Annotated in this window: 15 protein-coding genes; 11 read left to right on the plus strand and 4 right to left on the minus strand. The window is 65.2% G+C overall.

Annotated elements, in window-relative coordinates; genetic code table 11:
* Nucleotides 1-118: 118 nt before the first annotated feature.
* From J1M81_RS23190 to J1M81_RS23200, 3 genes are read right to left on the minus strand one after another with little or no spacing between them, the layout of a single operon-like run.
* A complete protein-coding gene (locus J1M81_RS23190) occupies nt 119-1,006 on the minus strand; it encodes a polysaccharide deacetylase family protein (protein ID WP_206498930.1) in 888 nt (295 codons plus the stop codon).
* A 41-nt stretch (nt 1,007-1,047) separates the two neighbouring features.
* Complete coding sequence (locus J1M81_RS23195; RefSeq protein WP_094693706.1) at nt 1,048-1,326, minus strand: hypothetical protein; 279 nt, start codon at nt 1,324-1,326, stop codon at nt 1,048-1,050.
* Nucleotides 1,327-1,375: 49 nt separating this feature from the next.
* On the minus strand, nt 1,376-1,945 hold the full coding sequence (locus J1M81_RS23200; RefSeq protein ID WP_206498931.1) for an ABATE domain-containing protein: 570 nt from the start codon (nt 1,943-1,945) through the stop codon (nt 1,376-1,378).
* A gap of 84 nt (nt 1,946-2,029) precedes the next feature.
* Here J1M81_RS23200 and J1M81_RS23205 point away from each other — a divergent pair, with 84 nt between their 5' ends.
* From J1M81_RS23205 to J1M81_RS23255, 11 genes are all read left to right on the plus strand, one after another.
* On the plus strand, nt 2,030-3,208 hold the full coding sequence (locus tag J1M81_RS23205; RefSeq protein ID WP_057472897.1) for an epoxide hydrolase family protein: 1,179 nt from the start codon (nt 2,030-2,032) through the stop codon (nt 3,206-3,208).
* Between the two features lie 44 nt (nt 3,209-3,252).
* Nucleotides 3,253-3,849: a TetR/AcrR family transcriptional regulator gene (locus J1M81_RS23210; RefSeq protein WP_057472567.1), complete on the plus strand. Its 597-nt coding sequence runs from the start codon at nt 3,253-3,255 to the stop codon at nt 3,847-3,849.
* Nucleotides 3,846-5,354: an NAD(P)/FAD-dependent oxidoreductase gene (locus tag J1M81_RS23215; RefSeq protein WP_308051304.1), complete on the plus strand. Its 1,509-nt coding sequence runs from the start codon at nt 3,846-3,848 to the stop codon at nt 5,352-5,354. The genes J1M81_RS23210 and J1M81_RS23215 overlap by 4 nt, the downstream gene beginning before the upstream one ends.
* A complete protein-coding gene (locus tag J1M81_RS23220) occupies nt 5,351-7,042 on the plus strand; it encodes a GMC oxidoreductase (RefSeq protein WP_032364560.1) in 1,692 nt (563 codons plus the stop codon). The genes J1M81_RS23215 and J1M81_RS23220 overlap by 4 nt, the downstream gene beginning before the upstream one ends.
* The gene (locus J1M81_RS23225) at nt 7,042-7,677 is read left to right on the plus strand and encodes a hypothetical protein (RefSeq protein ID WP_032400321.1); all 636 of its coding nucleotides are present in this window, start codon (nt 7,042-7,044) and stop codon (nt 7,675-7,677) included. Before J1M81_RS23220 ends, J1M81_RS23225 begins: the two co-directional genes overlap by 1 nt.
* Nucleotides 7,678-7,851: 174 nt before the next feature.
* Nucleotides 7,852-9,384, plus strand: coding sequence for a catalase (locus J1M81_RS23230; protein ID WP_027494511.1), 1,533 nt, complete (start codon nt 7,852-7,854; stop codon nt 9,382-9,384).
* A gap of 139 nt (nt 9,385-9,523) precedes the next feature.
* Entirely contained in the window at nt 9,524-9,997 is a 474-nt protein-coding gene (locus tag J1M81_RS23235) for a Dps family protein (RefSeq protein WP_027494510.1), read from the plus strand.
* Nucleotides 9,998-10,080: 83 nt separating this feature from the next.
* Entirely contained in the window at nt 10,081-10,770 is a 690-nt protein-coding gene (locus J1M81_RS23240; protein ID WP_206498932.1) for an HAD family hydrolase, read from the plus strand.
* Nucleotides 10,767-12,566, plus strand: a complete 1,800-nt coding sequence (locus J1M81_RS23245; protein WP_206498933.1) for a glycoside hydrolase family 15 protein — start codon at nt 10,767-10,769, stop codon at nt 12,564-12,566. The genes J1M81_RS23240 and J1M81_RS23245 overlap by 4 nt, the downstream gene beginning before the upstream one ends.
* A gap of 30 nt (nt 12,567-12,596) precedes the next feature.
* Entirely contained in the window at nt 12,597-13,397 is an 801-nt protein-coding gene (locus J1M81_RS23250) for an SDR family NAD(P)-dependent oxidoreductase (protein ID WP_027494507.1), read from the plus strand.
* 9 nt (nt 13,398-13,406) lie between these two features.
* Entirely contained in the window at nt 13,407-14,378 is a 972-nt protein-coding gene (locus J1M81_RS23255) for an LLM class F420-dependent oxidoreductase (protein ID WP_206498934.1), read from the plus strand.
* A 61-nt stretch (nt 14,379-14,439) separates the two neighbouring features.
* On the opposite strand, the gene J1M81_RS23260 is transcribed toward J1M81_RS23255, so the two are convergent.
* The gene (locus J1M81_RS23260; protein WP_206498935.1) at nt 14,440-14,865 is read right to left on the minus strand and encodes an SRPBCC family protein; all 426 of its coding nucleotides are present in this window, start codon (nt 14,863-14,865) and stop codon (nt 14,440-14,442) included.
* Between the last annotated feature and the right edge of the window lie 52 nt (nt 14,866-14,917).

Here is a 14,917-nt window from a genome sequence, read left to right on the forward strand (position 1 = left end):
AGACAGCCCCTACCCGCTCCCACCCGAATCCATCGACCCCGGACAGCAACCCCTTCCCAGCTACCACCGACGAAAACAGCGAGCCGCCTGACTCCACGCCGGCTGTGATCCTGCCGATCTATCGGACGGGAGGTGCAACCGTGCGGTAGTGCGCCGCGATGTCGCCGGGGGTGGTGAACCAGACGCCGTCGTTGTTGGCGGTCAGGTGCTCGAGTGCAGCACGGAACCGTCGCAGTCGGTAGGGCTGTCCCGTCAGGAAGGTGTGCACGGAAATCGCGAGCACCACCGGTTGCCTTGCCGAGTTCTCCTTCAGTTCGTCGAAGCTTCCGATGATGTTGTGCTCGAATGCTTCTGCGGTCTGATGGTGATGGACGAACATCGGCAGGTCGTTGATCTCATGGGGATACGGGACGCTCAGCAGCGGGCCGCCGCGGGTCTGTAGCCACACCGGTTGGTCGTCGACGGGCCAGTCCAAGGTGTACTGGTAACCGCGCTCCGCGAGGAGGTCCTCGGTGTCGCGGCTCGGGTTGGCACCTGGGCTCATCCATCCTCTGGGCGGTGCTCCCTCGTGTCGTTCGATCGCGGCGGTGACATCCTCGATGGAGCGACGTTCGGTGTCCTCGTCTTGATCGTTCGGTTGCACCGCGTTCGTTCGGCCGTGTGCGACGACCTCGGCGTCGAGTGCTCGGAACGCTGCGGTCAGCTGCGGAGCGTGCTCGTACACCTCGGTGTTGACCAGCAGTGTCGGCCGAATTCCGCACTGCTGCAATGTCTCTGCGATGCGGAAGCCGCCGACGCGATTGCCGTATTCACGCCAGCCCCAGTTGTACGTGTTGGGTTGGTCCATCGCAGGCGTGTAACCGAGGCCGGGCTGCCCGTCGTCGTACGGAAAGTGCTCGCAGTTGACCGCGACATACACCGCGAGACGCGCGCCGCCGGGCCACTCGAACCGAGGCCGATCGACGATGGGGGAGTACTCGAAGCGGCCGTGCGAGGGGAGAGCCATGGCCGGGGTATTGCCCGCGGCGAGTCGGCACAAACTGTCGGTCAGTCGGTGTGAGTCGCGACGTCCACCAGGTGGGCGATCTGCGGGTCCCGTGGCTCGAACACCTCGAACACTCCGATTGCCGCCAGCTGCGGTGCCAGCTCTTTCAGCGTCGCGATCAGTTCGTCGTGAGCCTCGGTCCCGGGTTCCACGTCGCGGAGCGCGCGCGCATTCGCGACGAACGCCGCCACGGTGCCTTTCCGTATCGGGAGCCCGTCGAACGACGCTCTTTCGGCTCCGTCGGGAAGTATGTCCTCGGGGCGCACGGAATGACCGGTCATCGTGTATTCCTTCCGTCGAAGCAGCGTACGAATGCCAGTGTGGCCGATGTCAGCGCGACGATGTGGTGCCACGGTTGGCCGCCATGCGTGCCTTCTTCTGACGGTTTCCGCACGTATTCATGTCGCACCATTTGCGGCTGCGGCTCTGGCTGGTGTCGAAGAACGCTGCGCGGCACGTAGGCGATGCGCACAACGCCAACGTGCCGTCTCGCTCACCGGCGACGATGTCGATTGCGTCGGCTGCGATGACACCGAGGGCGTCCTCGACCCCCGTCGTAGCCGTCAACTTCCACTGCCGGACGCCCGACGGCGACAGGATTGCCGACGCCCGACCCCGAAGGCTGTGGTCGTTCAAAATGCGAACGGGGGAAGTGGGCAGTCGATCTCCAGTCGCGGCTGCAGTAGCGCAGAGGTGGATCGCTTCCCGTAGCTCCCGAGCCGCGTCGAGCTGTGAGTCGGTGCAGGATTCGACGGCGAGTCCGTGGAGAGTCAACCAGTCGGCGAGCCGTTCCGGCACAGGGATTCGTTCGACGGTATCGCCGCGACGCTCGGTGAGGGTTCCGGTGAATGCCGTCGACAGGACATTGCCAGGTCGGAAATCGGGGAAGCTCCTTGCCATAGAACCACCTTAGCCGGTTGCGACAGGCCGTCTGCGCTGTTAGAACTGCCTTTGCCGGTTCAAGTAAACAAAGGAGCCTTCATGATGCGCGTCGACAAGCCCGATGTCCGCCCGTTCGAGTGGCGCGCAACCGACGCCGACCTCGCCGATCTGGTCGCACGGCTCGACGCGGCTCGCCTGCCCGAATCCGAGACCGTGGCCGGCGCGCGCAGATGGGAGCAGGGGGTACCGCTCACGGAGCTCACGGACGCGATCGAGTTCTGGCGCACCGAATACGACTGGCGATCGCTCGAGTCGAGGCTCGACCGAGTCGGGCAGTTCTGCACGACGATCGACGGCGTGGGGATTCATTTCCTGCACCGTCGTTCACCGCGGAGTGACGCAGCGCCGTTGATCGTGACGCACGGCTGGCCGGGCAGTGTTGTCGAATTCCTCGACATCATCGACGAACTGGCCGATCCGTCGGACCTCTCGGCACGTGCATTCCACGTCGTGGTCCCGTCTCTTCCGGGCTTCGGGTTCAGCGACAAACCTGCGACGACCGGGTGGGGCACCGAGAAGATCGCGGCCGCGTGGGTCGAGCTCATGGGTCGCCTCGGCTACGAGCGGTTCCTCGCCCACGGGGGTGATTGGGGAGGTGTCGTCACCACGATCCTGGGCGGCCGATTCCCCGAGCAGGTCATCGGAATCCACACGACCTACGCCGAAGCGCCGCCCGGGTTGTCGACGGACGGACTGACGGCCGAGGAGCTCGGCTGGGTTCAGCACACCCGAGAGTTCGACCGTGATCGCATCGCCTACGCGACACTGCAGGCGACGCAGCCGCAGACGATCGGGTATTCACTCGTCGATTCCCCGGCCGGGCTGTTGGCCTGGATTCTCGACAAGTTCGCGGAGTGGACGGACACCGAGGGCAGTCCGTTCGAGACGATCTCTCGCACGGCGTTTTTCGACAACGTCACCCTGTACTGGTTGACACGTAGCGGGGCGTCGTCGGCCCGCATCTACTACGAAAGCCACCACTCACTCGACCCGGACCTCCGCGTCGATGTCCCGGCCGCGATCACGACATATCCCCGGGACATTGCGAAGTGCCCGCTGCCATGGGCCCAGCAGAGGTACCGGCGCATCGTTCGATGGCGGGCACCCGACGCCGGCGGTCACTTCCCTTCACTCGAACGGCGCGACTACTTCGTCCGGGACCTTCGCGCGGGTCTGTCGGCGGTCCTGGAGGCGGATGAACTCAGTTGTGACAAAACTTAAAGTCAGGCTGGACTGTTTGTTGTTTTGACGCTACTGTGCAAAGTGTGACTACCGACACAGAGGTCAGCGACGGCGCGCCTACCCCGCGCCGCACGCAGGCCGAACGCACCGCGGGGACCCGCGCCAAGTTGCTCGATGCAGCCATCGAGTGCCTCGTCGAGCTGGGTTTCTCGAAGACCAGCACGCAGGAGATCGCGCGGCGTGCCGGAGTATCCCGTGGAGCGCAGCTGCACCACTTCCCGACCAAGGAGACGTTGGTGACCGCTGCCGTCGAGCATCTCGTCGACCGCCGCCTGTCCGAGATTCTGGAAGCCGAGCCCGATCCGGAACGCGGACCCGAGATCCTCGTCGACGCGTTCTCGGGCCCGCTGTTCTATGCCGCGCTCGAGCTGTGGGTCGCGGCACGTACCGATCCGGCTCTGCACGAGGCAATGGTTCCGCTCGAGCGCCGCGTCGCCGAGGCCATCCAGAGCGGCGCTCAGATCGTCATGGGTAGCCGCATGTCCACCGAGTCCATCGAGCTCAGCGTCGAGCTGGCACGCGGGCTCGCTGTATCGGCTCTGTTCCGTACCCCCGAAGCCGACGCGCAGCTGCGCGGACGGCTCCTCCCCGTCTGGTCCGAAAAGGTGATGGACTCGTGAATTCTGCACTGCCCCAACAAGTCGACGTGCTCGTCGTCGGAGCCGGTTTCGCCGGCCTCGCCGCGGTGGCGAAGATCCTCGCCGCCGATCCGAGTGCCGACGTGACCGTCATCGAGCGAGCGTCGGAGGTGGGCGGCACATGGCGGGACAACACCTACCCCGGGTGTGCGTGCGATGTCCCGACGTCGTTGTACTCGTTCTCGTTCGCGCCGAGCCCGAAGTGGAGTCACACCTTCGCGCGCCAACCGGAGCTGTTCGACTACCTCCAATCGGTGGTCGAGCGGCTGAACCTGCGGGATCGCATCGTCACCGATTGCGAACTGCTGTCGGCCGATTGGAGTGACACGGACCAGCGGTGGACCGTGCAGACCTCGAAGGGCGCGGCGAGCGTCAGAGTTCTCATAGCTGCCACCGGCGCACTGTCGACGCCGAAGATCCCGGACGTCCCGGGCATCGACACATTCCAGGGAACGGTGTTCCACTCCGCGACGTGGAACCACGAGCACGATCTCACCGGGGAGCGCGTCGCCGTGATCGGCACCGGAGCGTCGGCGGTGCAGTTCGTGCCCGAGATCGTCGACAAGGCCCAGCGGCTCACCGTCTTTCAGCGCACACCGGCCTGGGTGATCCCACGTCTGGACCGCACCATCGGCCGGGTCGAGCGGACTCTGTACGAGAAGGTGCCCGCGGCTCATCGCGCGGTTCGCGGCCTCATCTACGGGTACCGCGAGGCATACGTGACCGTTCTGGCCGACAATCCGTGGATGTTGCCCGCCGTCAAGGCATTCGCGAAGGCCAATCTGAAGCGTCAGGTCAAGAACCCGACGAAGAGGGCGGCTCTGACCCCCGACTACGCACCCGGCTGCAAACGTCTTCTGCTGTCCAATGATTGGCTGCGGACGCTGGATCGACCCGACGTCGACCTGGTGACATCGGGCCTGACGTCGGTGACCGAGAACGGCGTCGTCGACGCGTCGGGCCGCAACTACGAGGTGGACACCATCATCTTCGCGACGGGGTTCACCCCGACCGAACCGCCGGTGTCGCATCTGTTGCGCGGCAGCGATGGTCGTACGCTCGCGGAGCGCTGGGGCGGTAGCCCGCAGGCCCACCTGGGCACCACCGTCGCCGGGTTCCCGAACCTCTTCCTGATGTACGGCCCCAACACCAATCTCGGGCACAGTTCGATCGTCTACATGCTCGAGTCGCAGGCCAATTACGTCGTCTCGGCGCTCAGCGAGATGCGGGACCATCATGCAACCGCCGTCGAGGTGTCCGAATCCGCACAGCAGCAGCACAACTCGTGGGTCGACTCTTCTCTCGACGGCACAGTCTGGAATGCCGGCGGCTGCTCGAGCTGGTACCTCGACGCCAACGGACGCAACTCGACGATGTGGCCCACGTACACATTCCGGTTCCGCAACAAGACGCGAACGTTCGACACCTCGAATTACCGACTCGTCTCCGACACCCGTGAATCAGACAAGAAGGCGGTTTCCGCATGAGCGACTACGACGTACTGATCATCGGCTCCGGGTTCGGCGGGAGCGTCGCCGCGCTGCGGGCCGTCGAGAAGGGCTACCGGGTGGCGGTGTTGGAATCCGGCCGACGGTTCGCCGATCACGAATTGCCCAAGACCAGTTGGCGTTTGCGTAAGTACCTGTGGGCTCCGGCGATCGGCTGCTACGGCGTCCAACGTATACACCTGTTGCCCGACGTGCTCGTGATGGCGGGGGCAGGCGTCGGCGGAGGCTCGCTCAACTACGCCAACACGCTGTACCAGCCGCCGACCAAGTTCTTCGAGGATCCGCAGTGGGGTGCCATCACGGACTGGAAGCGTGAACTGAATCCGTACTACGACCAGGCGCGTCGGATGCTCGGGGTCGAGACGAACCCGACGATCACTGCCTCGGACAAGGTCATGAAGGAGGTCGCCGAGGACATGGGCGTGGGCGACACGTTCACCTCGACTCCGGTGGGCGTCTACTTCGGTGACCGTGGCAAGACCGCACCCGACCCGTTCTTCGGTGGTGCCGGCCCCGAGCGGACCGGGTGCACCGAGTGTGGTTCGTGCATGACGGGTTGCCGCGTCGGCGCGAAGAACACCCTCGTCAAGAATTACCTCTACCTCGCTGAACGTGCAGGCGCACACATCCTTCCGCTGACGACCGTCGTGGACGTCCGCCCGAACGGCAGCGGCTACGACGTGGTGACGCGGCGCACCGGCGGCAAGTTGCGCCGCAAGGAGAAGACGATCACCGCCGATCAGGTGGTCTTCTCGGCGGGCACCTATGGAACGCAGAAGCTCATGCTCGCCGCGAAGGAGAAGGGCTCGTTGCCGCGGCTGTCGAACAAGATCGGTTCGTTGGTACGTACCAACTCCGAGGCCGTGCTGGCCGCAACGGCGCGCGGACGCGAGGTCGACTACCACGAGGGAGTGGCGATCACCTCCTCGTTCCACCCGGACGATCACACGCACATCGAACCCGTGCGATACGGCAAGGGCAGCAACGCAATCGGGCTGCTGCAGACCGTTCTCAGCGACGGCGGCGGCAAGGTGCCTCGGATTCTCAAGACGCTCGGAGTGGCGCTGCGCCACCCCGGCGCGGCGGCCCGCAGTCTGTCGGTCCATCGGTGGTCCGAACGCACTGTCATCGCTCTGGTGATGCAGACCGACGACAACTCCCTCGAACTCGGCTCGAAGAAGGGGCCGTTCGGGCGTCGTCTGACGAGTCGGCCCGGGGCGGGCGATCCGCCGCCGCAGTGGATTCCGCAGGGGCACACGGCCATCAGGTTGCTCGCCGACAAGATCGGCGGCGATCCGGGCGGGTCGATCGCCGAGATCGTCAACATTCCGATGACCGCGCACTTCCTCGGCGGCTGCGCCATCGGTGATTCACCGAACACCGGTGTGATCGACGGCTACCAGCGGGTGTACGGGTACGAGGGCCTGCATGTGCTCGACGGGTCTGCCGTCAGCGCCAACCTCGGTGTCAATCCGTCTCTGACCATCACCGCGCAGGCCGAGCGGGCAATGGCATTGTGGCCCAACAAGGGTGAGCCGGACCGTAGGCCTGCCGTCGGCTCGGGTTATGTCGAGGTGGCACCGGTTCAACCGTCCAACCCGGTGGTGCCGGTGACCGCGCCGGGCGCGCTGCGCCTGCCGCTGACCGTCGTGGGGAGGGACTCCTGATGTGGAGCGTCGCCGAGTCCGAGACCGAGCGCACCGATTGGCCGGTCAGCCCCGCTGCGCCGTGGCCGGCGAACGTCCGAGCCACGATCTGGTGGCATCGCGCCCGGTCGTCGGATTTCGCGCCTGCCGGCGCGAAGACGTTGCCGATCACGATGTGCATGGTCGTCGACTACATGACGTCACCCGTCGGTCCCTACCGCGAGATACTGGCGAGCCCGGTGTTGCGCCGGGACGTCGGAAAGATCCCGCGGATGTCGGTGCCGTTCATCGCCGTCGATTCCGCGACGTCGGTGCACGGCGGCAGGACCAACTGGCATCTGCCCAAGGTGCTGGCCGAGTTCGACGGCGACGTGCTGAACAAGGCCGGGGTCAGCGGTGGGGACTGGTCGGTGCGGACCGGCTCCCGCGGCTTCGGGCCCATATTTCCGATGCGTGGATCGATCGGGTTCGCGCAGCCGGTGCCCGGCGGATCGGCTCTGGGCGTCGCGAGCTTGAAGGGGAAAGCCAGGTTGGCCCGGGTGGAGGTGGATGCGTCGGGGCCGACGCTCGATCGCTGGATGCCGTCGGGCACGTATTTCGGGTTGCAGATCGTGTCGGGTTCGATGCGGACGGGTGAGGCGCGGCTGGTGCCCTGACGGCAACCCTTTTCTTGACTTAGTACAGATTGATGGCATGCTGGTGGTCGAGCTCGAGGGTTTATGCCGCGTGAGTACGGGCATTCCCCGTGAGAATCCGGCCGCGCCCTCGGCCGCACAGATTTCGTCCGGGACAGCCCTCTCGGACTCGATACAGCCATCAGGAGGCTTCGTATGACCAAGCCGACCACCAGCAAGCCCACCACCAGCAATTCGGGAATCCCCGTAGCCAGCGACGATCAGTCGCTCACCGCCGGCGCACAGGGCCCGATCCTGTTGCACGATCACTACCTGATCGAGAAGATGGCGCAGTTCAACCGCGAGCGGGTCCCGGAGCGCGTCGTGCATGCCAAGGGCGCGGGCGCGTTCGGCGAGCTCGAGATCACCGGTGACATCAGCAAGTACACCAAGGCGAAGGCGTTGCAGCCCGGCGCGAAGACCGAGATGCTGGCACGGTTCTCCACCGTCGCCGGCGAGCAGGGTAGCCCCGACACCTGGCGTGATCCGCGCGGCTTCTCGCTGAAGTTCTACACCGAGGAAGGCAACTGGGACCTCGTCGGCAACAACACGCCGATCTTCTTCGTCAAGGATCCGATCAAGTTCCAGGACTTCATTCGCAGCCAGAAGCGCATGCCCGACTCCGGTCTGCGTGACAACAACATGCAATGGGACTTCTGGACCCTCTCGCCCGAGTCGGCGCACCAGGTCACGTGGCTCATGGGTGACCGCGGCATCCCGAAGTCGTTCCGCCACATGGACGGTTTCGGTTCGCACACCTACCAGCTCATCGCCGAGGACGGCACGAAGACCTGGGTGAAGTTCCACTTCAAGACCGATCAGGGCATCGACTTCCTGACGCAGGACAAGGCCGACGAGGTTGCGGGTACGTCACCCGACCACCACCGTCAGGATCTGTTCGGGTCCATCAAGAACGGCGACTTCCCCAGTTGGACCCTCAAGGTCCAGCTCATGCCGTACGACGAGGCGGAGAACTACAAGTACAACCCGTTCGACCTCACGAAGGTCTGGTCGCAGAAGGATTACCCGCTCATCGAGGTCGGCAAGATGACCTTGAACCGCAACCCGGAGAACTTCTTCGCGCAGATCGAGCAGAGCTCGTTCGAGCCGTCCAACACCGTGCCCGGCATCGGCTTCAGCCCCGACAAGATGCTGCTCGGCCGTGTGTTCTCCTACGCGGACGCGCATCGGTACCGCATCGGAGCGAACTACGCGCAGCTGCCGGTCAACGCCCCGAAGTCCGAGGTCAACTCGTACTCCAAGGACGGCAACATGCGGTACTCGTTCAACTCTCCGGAGACGCCCGTCTACGCGCCGAACTCCTTCGGCGGTCCGTCGGCGGACACGAACAAGTACGGCGACGACGGAGCGTGGGACTTCGAGCCTCGCTTCGTCCGCACCGGCTACATCGAGCACCCCGAGGACGGCGACTTCGTGCAAGCGGGAGCCCTGGTCCGTGAGGTCATGGACGACGCGCAGCGCGAGCGTCTGGTCGGAAACATCGTCGGACACGTCCTCAACGGCGTCAGCGAGCCGGTTCTGAGCCGGGTGTTCGAGTATTGGACCAACGTCGACCCCGAGCTCGGCAAGAAGGTCGAGGAAGGTGTTCGGTCGCAGCAGAACGAGACCGCTCCCACCACCGGTGCCGGCGCGATCGACGATCCTGCCGACGAGGCCGCCAAGGTCTGATCCGGACGTTCCTGGGATCGGCGTCACAACGACGCCGATCCCGGAACAACCGGCGCGGCGCCGCCGTTGTGCAATACAGACGGAAGCACAATAATGGCGTGCGATGCACACCGTCGCACAACGGCAGGGAGGCCACATCATGACGAACCCCATCACCAGCACCCTCGACGCAGGTCAGCAGAAGATCGCGGGCGACGCTCTGCAGGGCACCGTCGTCGACCTGATCGATCTCTCGCTCATCGCGAAGCAGGCGCACTGGAACGTGATCGGCAAGAACTTCCGGTCCGTGCACCTCGAGCTCGACGAATTGGTCACTGCTGCACGTGAATTCACCGATCAGGCGGCCGAGCGCGCCACCGCGATCGGTGTCAGCCCGGACGGCCGGGCAGCCACCGTCTCCTCGACGGCAGGAACCAAAGGCTTCGGTGCCGGGTGGACCCAGGACAGCGAAGTGGTGCCGGCCATCGTCGACAACATCGCTGCCGTCGTCGACCGGCTGCGTGGACGCGTCGCCGATACCGCGGAAGCCGACCCGGTGACGCAGGACCTGCTCATCGCCATCACTGCTCGGCTCGAGCAGCTGCACTGGATGTGGCAGGCCCAGGCCAGCTGAAACCTGAATTCGATGCGGGCCCCTCACCGGTGGTGAGGGGCCCGTTTTGTTTGCGTGTACAGCCCATGGGTATTCGTACACCCATGTCTGAAAGTGCTCCGAAGGTCGACGCGGTGTTGTTCGATATCGACGGCACGCTCGTCGATTCCAATTACGTCCATGTCGACGCGTGGTCCCGCGCGTTCCGCGATGCCGGGCACGAGGTGTCGTCGTGGCGCATTCATCGCAGTATCGGGATGGACGGGTCGAAGTTGCTGGAGGCGTTGGTCGGTTCGTCCGACAGCGCGCTCGCGCAGGAAGCAAAAACCCTGCACGGGGAGTATTACGCGGCGGCGTCGAAGACCTTGGAAATCCTGCCGGGTGCACGGGAGCTGTTGGCAGAGCTGAACACTCGCGAGGTCACCGTGGTGCTCGCGACGTCCGCTCCGGAGTCCGAGCTGTCGACGTTGCGTGATCTGCTCGAGGTCGAGGATTCGGTAGCGGTGGTGACATCCGGCGAGGACGCCGAGGTGGCAAAGCCGGAGCCCGACATCATCGGTGCTGCGCTCGAGCGCGCCGGCGTCGACGCCGAACACGCGATCATGGTGGGAGACAGCGTGTGGGACATCGAGTCCGCGGGCCGGGCAGCGGTGCGGGCCATCGGCGTGTTGAGCGGCGGTATCTCACGCGCAGAGCTGCTCGACGCGGGTGCGGTGGCAGTGTTCGACGACCCGGCCGATCTGCTGGAACACCTCGCCGAGAGCCCGATCCTTGCCGACAAGGCAAGTGCTTGAGCAACTTCCGAAAGCCTTGTCCGAGGGTCGACGGGTACGTCCCCATCGAAAGTTACGGCGCGATCGGTGACGGCCGGACCGTCGCGATGATCGCCGACGACGGCCGCATCGATTGGTTCCCGGTACCCAACCTCGATTCGCCACCGCCGTTCGCCTCGCTGCTCGACGCCCCGCACGGTGGGTACATCGAACTGACGCCCAGAGGCGAGTTCACCGTCGAGCGCGAATTCGTGCCCGGCACAAACGTTCTGACCACCACGTTCCGCACCGACAGCGGTACCGTCCGAATCACCGACTCGCTCAACACCGGTGTGGCCGGGCGATTGCCGTGGGTGGAGTTGGCGCGCCGTATCGACGGACTCGACGGGACAGTCGACATGACGTGGTCCGTCGCACCGGGCACGATGCTCGGTATCGCGTCGCCGTGGGCGTACGACACCGAGCACGGAACCGTCTTGCGCGTCGACGGATTGACGCTGGCAGTCCGGACTTTGGGGATCGAAGACGTGCAGCTCGCGGATCGCGACATCAGCGGCGTCTTCACCACGCGCTCGGGTTCGCGTCACGTCATCGGTGTGGTCGGAACCGAGAACGAGCCACTGCCGCTGCCGGATCCTCAACACCTCGACGAGGGCATCGACCGGACCATCGACAATTGGCGCGTCTGGTCGGACGAGTTCTCGTACGAGGGCCCGTGGGCGAAGCACGTCGCTCGCAGCGCGTTGGCGTTGAAGTTGTTGCTGCACAGCCCATCCGGTGCTATCGCGGCGGCAGCGACCACGTCACTGCCCGAGAATCGCACCGGTGGCAAGAACTGGGACTACCGGTACGCCTGGGTTCGCGACGCCGCGTACACCATTCGGGCGCTGCAACGGTTCGGTCTGCGTGAGGAAATCCATGCGGCGGTCGCGTGGCTGCTGAAGGTCATTCGAGTCAACGATCCGTTGGTGAACGTGTTCTACACCCTCGGCGGCGAATTGCCGGGCGGCACAGAGCAGCCCGACGTGCCCGGCTGGCGCGGCATCGGACCGGTGGTCAACGGCAACGCCGCGGCGGACCAGCTCCAGCTCATGATCTTCGGAGACCTGTTCTCGATCATTCGGCAGTACGTGGACGCGGGCAACATCCTCGACGCACAGACCGGTCGGCTGTTGGCGACCATCGCGGACGAGGCCTGCGACTCGTGGCAGCGCAAGGATGCCGGTATCTGGGAGCTCGAGGTGGAGCAGCACTACACGAGCTCCAAGCTCGGGTGCTGGCAGGCACTGGACTGCGCGGTGCACCTGGCCGAAGCCGGGGAGATCCCGGGCATACCGGATCGGTGGAAAGCCGAGAAGGAGTGCATACGGCGGTACATCGAAACCGAGTGCTGGTCCGAGGAGCGGCAGGCCTACCTCGCGTACCCGGGTGCCGACGGGCTCGACGCGTCGGTCCTGTTGGCAGCCGAGATGAACTTCGATCGCGGAGAACGTATTTCGGCCACGATCGATGCGCTCGGCGAAGAGCTCGGTGCCGGGCCGTTGATGTACCGCTACAGCGGAGTGTCCGAGGAAGAGGTCACGTTCGTGGCCTGCGCGTTCTGGCGAGTATCGGCGCTGTCGTGCGTCGGCCGAGACGACGAGGCCACGGCCCTGATGGACCAATTGGTGGAAATGTCCAACGACGTCGGGCTGTACAGCGAGATGATCGATGCTTCGGATGGGTCGTTTCTGGGTAACTTCCCGCAGGGCTTGAGCCACCTGGCCCTGGTGAATGCGGCGTTGACCATCGCGCGTTCGCACGACGCCACAGCCTGACAACCGACCTCTAGCGCAAAGTGGGATCGAATGGATTTGGGAATCGACGGTAGAGCCGCACTGGTGACCGGAGCCGACTCCGGCATCGGGTGGCACACTGCGAAGCTGCTGCTGGCCGAGGGCGTCCGTGTGGTCGTCAGCGACAAGGACCAGAGTTCGTTGGACGAGGCCGCCGCGAAACTCGGTGCAGCAGAGGGACAGCTGTTCGCGTTCGCCGCGGACGTGACCGACACCGAGGCCGTCGAGAACCTGGCAGTGCGCACACAGCAGGCCGTGGGCGACATCGACATTCTGGTGCAGTCCTCCGGCGTCACCGGCGCTCAGGGGCTGTTCCACGAGATCGACGAGGAAGGGTGGCGCTCCACCCTCGACATCGACCTCATGGGCCCGGTCCGCCTACTGCGCGCGTTTCTCCCCGCCCTCCGGCGCGGTGGATGGGGGCGCATCGTGCTGTTGACGTCCGAGGACGCCGTGCAGCCGTACGACGACGAATTGCCCTACTGCTCGGCCAAAGCCGGAGTACTGGCTCTGGCCAAGGGGCTTTCGCGCAGCTACGCGTCGGAGGGCCTACTCGTCAACGCGGTCTCCCCGGCATTCATTCACACCCCGATGACCGACGCGATGATGGACAAGCGAGCCGAGGAGAAGGGCACCGACAGAGACGGTGCCATCGAGAGCTTCCTCGACGAGGAGCGCCCGTACATGGAACTGGGACGCCGCGGCGAACCCGAGGAAGTGGCCTCGGTGATCACGTTCCTGTGCTCGGATCGCGCGTCCTTCGTCAACGGATCCAACTACCGAGTCGACGCCGGTTCCGTCGCAACAATTTAGGAGAACAGCATGACCAATTTCGGATACACGTTGATGACCGAGCAGAGCGGTCCCAAAGAGCTGGTGAAGTACGCCGTCGGAGCCGAGAAGGTCGGCTTCGACTTCGAGGTCAGCAGTGACCACTACTCGCCGTGGCTCTCGTCCATGGGGCACTCTCCTTACGCGTGGACCACTTTGGGTGCGGTCGCGCAGGCCACCGAGCGCGTCGAGCTGATGACGTACGTGACGTGCCCGATCATCCGGTACCACCCGGCCGTCGTCGCCCAGAAGGCCGCGACGTTGCAGATTCTGGCCGACGGACGTTTCACTCTGGGCCTGGGCAGCGGCGAGAACCTCAACGAGCACGTCGTGGGTGAAGGCTGGCCCTCCATCGACAAGCGTCAGGACATGTTCGTCGAGGCGCTCGAGATCATCCGCGCACTGCACGCCGGTGGCCTGGTCACCCACGAGGGCAAGCACTTTCGCGTCGACTCCGCTCGGATCTGGGACCTGCCCGAGGGCGGCGTCCCGATCGGCATCGCCGCCGGCGGCGAGAAGGCCGTGGCGCGGTTCGCCGAGTACGGCGATCACCTCATCGCCACCGAGCCGGATGCGGATCTCGTCAAGGCGTGGTCGGACAACCACGACGGACCGGCGCGGTCCATCGGCCAGATCCCCATTTCGTGGGATCCCGACAAGGACGCTGCCATCGATCGCGCACACGACCGCTTCCGCTGGTTCGCCGGCGGCTGGGCCGTCAACGCGGATCTGCCGACGACGGCCGGTTTCGCCGGTGCGACGAAGTTCGTCAGGAAAGAGGATGTGGCCGACACGATCCCGTGTGGACCGGACCTGGACGACATCGTCGAGGCCGTGAAGCCGTACTGGGAGGCCGGTTACACCGACATCGCGCTGGTCCAGGTGGGCGACGAAACTCAGGAGCGCTTCCTGGCCGAGGCGGCCGGCCCACTGTTGGAGAAGCTGCGCGCTGCGTCCAGCTGAGCACACACGAGAAGACCCCGATCGAGACCATCGATCGGGGTCTTGTCGTTTTGCGGCTGTGCTACCGAGCCAAGCGCGGCAGGTTCTTCGAGATGTTCGACGTCAACGCCTTGCCGACGATCGCGGCGAGACCGGGGATCGGGGCGTCGAATCCGATTGTGTAGTCGAGTTCGGTACCGCCGTCAGTGGTGGGGGTCAGCTTCTGCACACCCCAATGACCGCGTAGCGGGCCACCTTTGGTGATGCGGTACTCGATGAGGGTGTTCGGCTCGGAGACGGTGGTGGTCTCCTCGAACGCGGGGAGTGGCCCCAGCTTCAGGCTACGAGCCGATCCGACGCCGTTGCGGGAGGTGTCTCCGTCGCGCACCCGGCGGATCTTGGCCAGGAACAACGGGCCGAGGTTCTCGTGTTCGGACAGCGCCGCGAAGACGGCGTCGGGAGACGAAGCGAACCGATGGGTGACATGAACGCGGGTGGGGGTCGGCATGCCTCACAGTAGCGCCGATCAGGCAAAGAAAAGGGACCCGCTCGATTGAATC

It is taken from the genome of Rhodococcus sp. KRD175, from assembly GCF_017168275.1.
GTDB classification, from domain to species: Bacteria; Actinomycetota; Actinomycetes; order Mycobacteriales; family Mycobacteriaceae; genus Rhodococcoides; species Rhodococcoides fascians.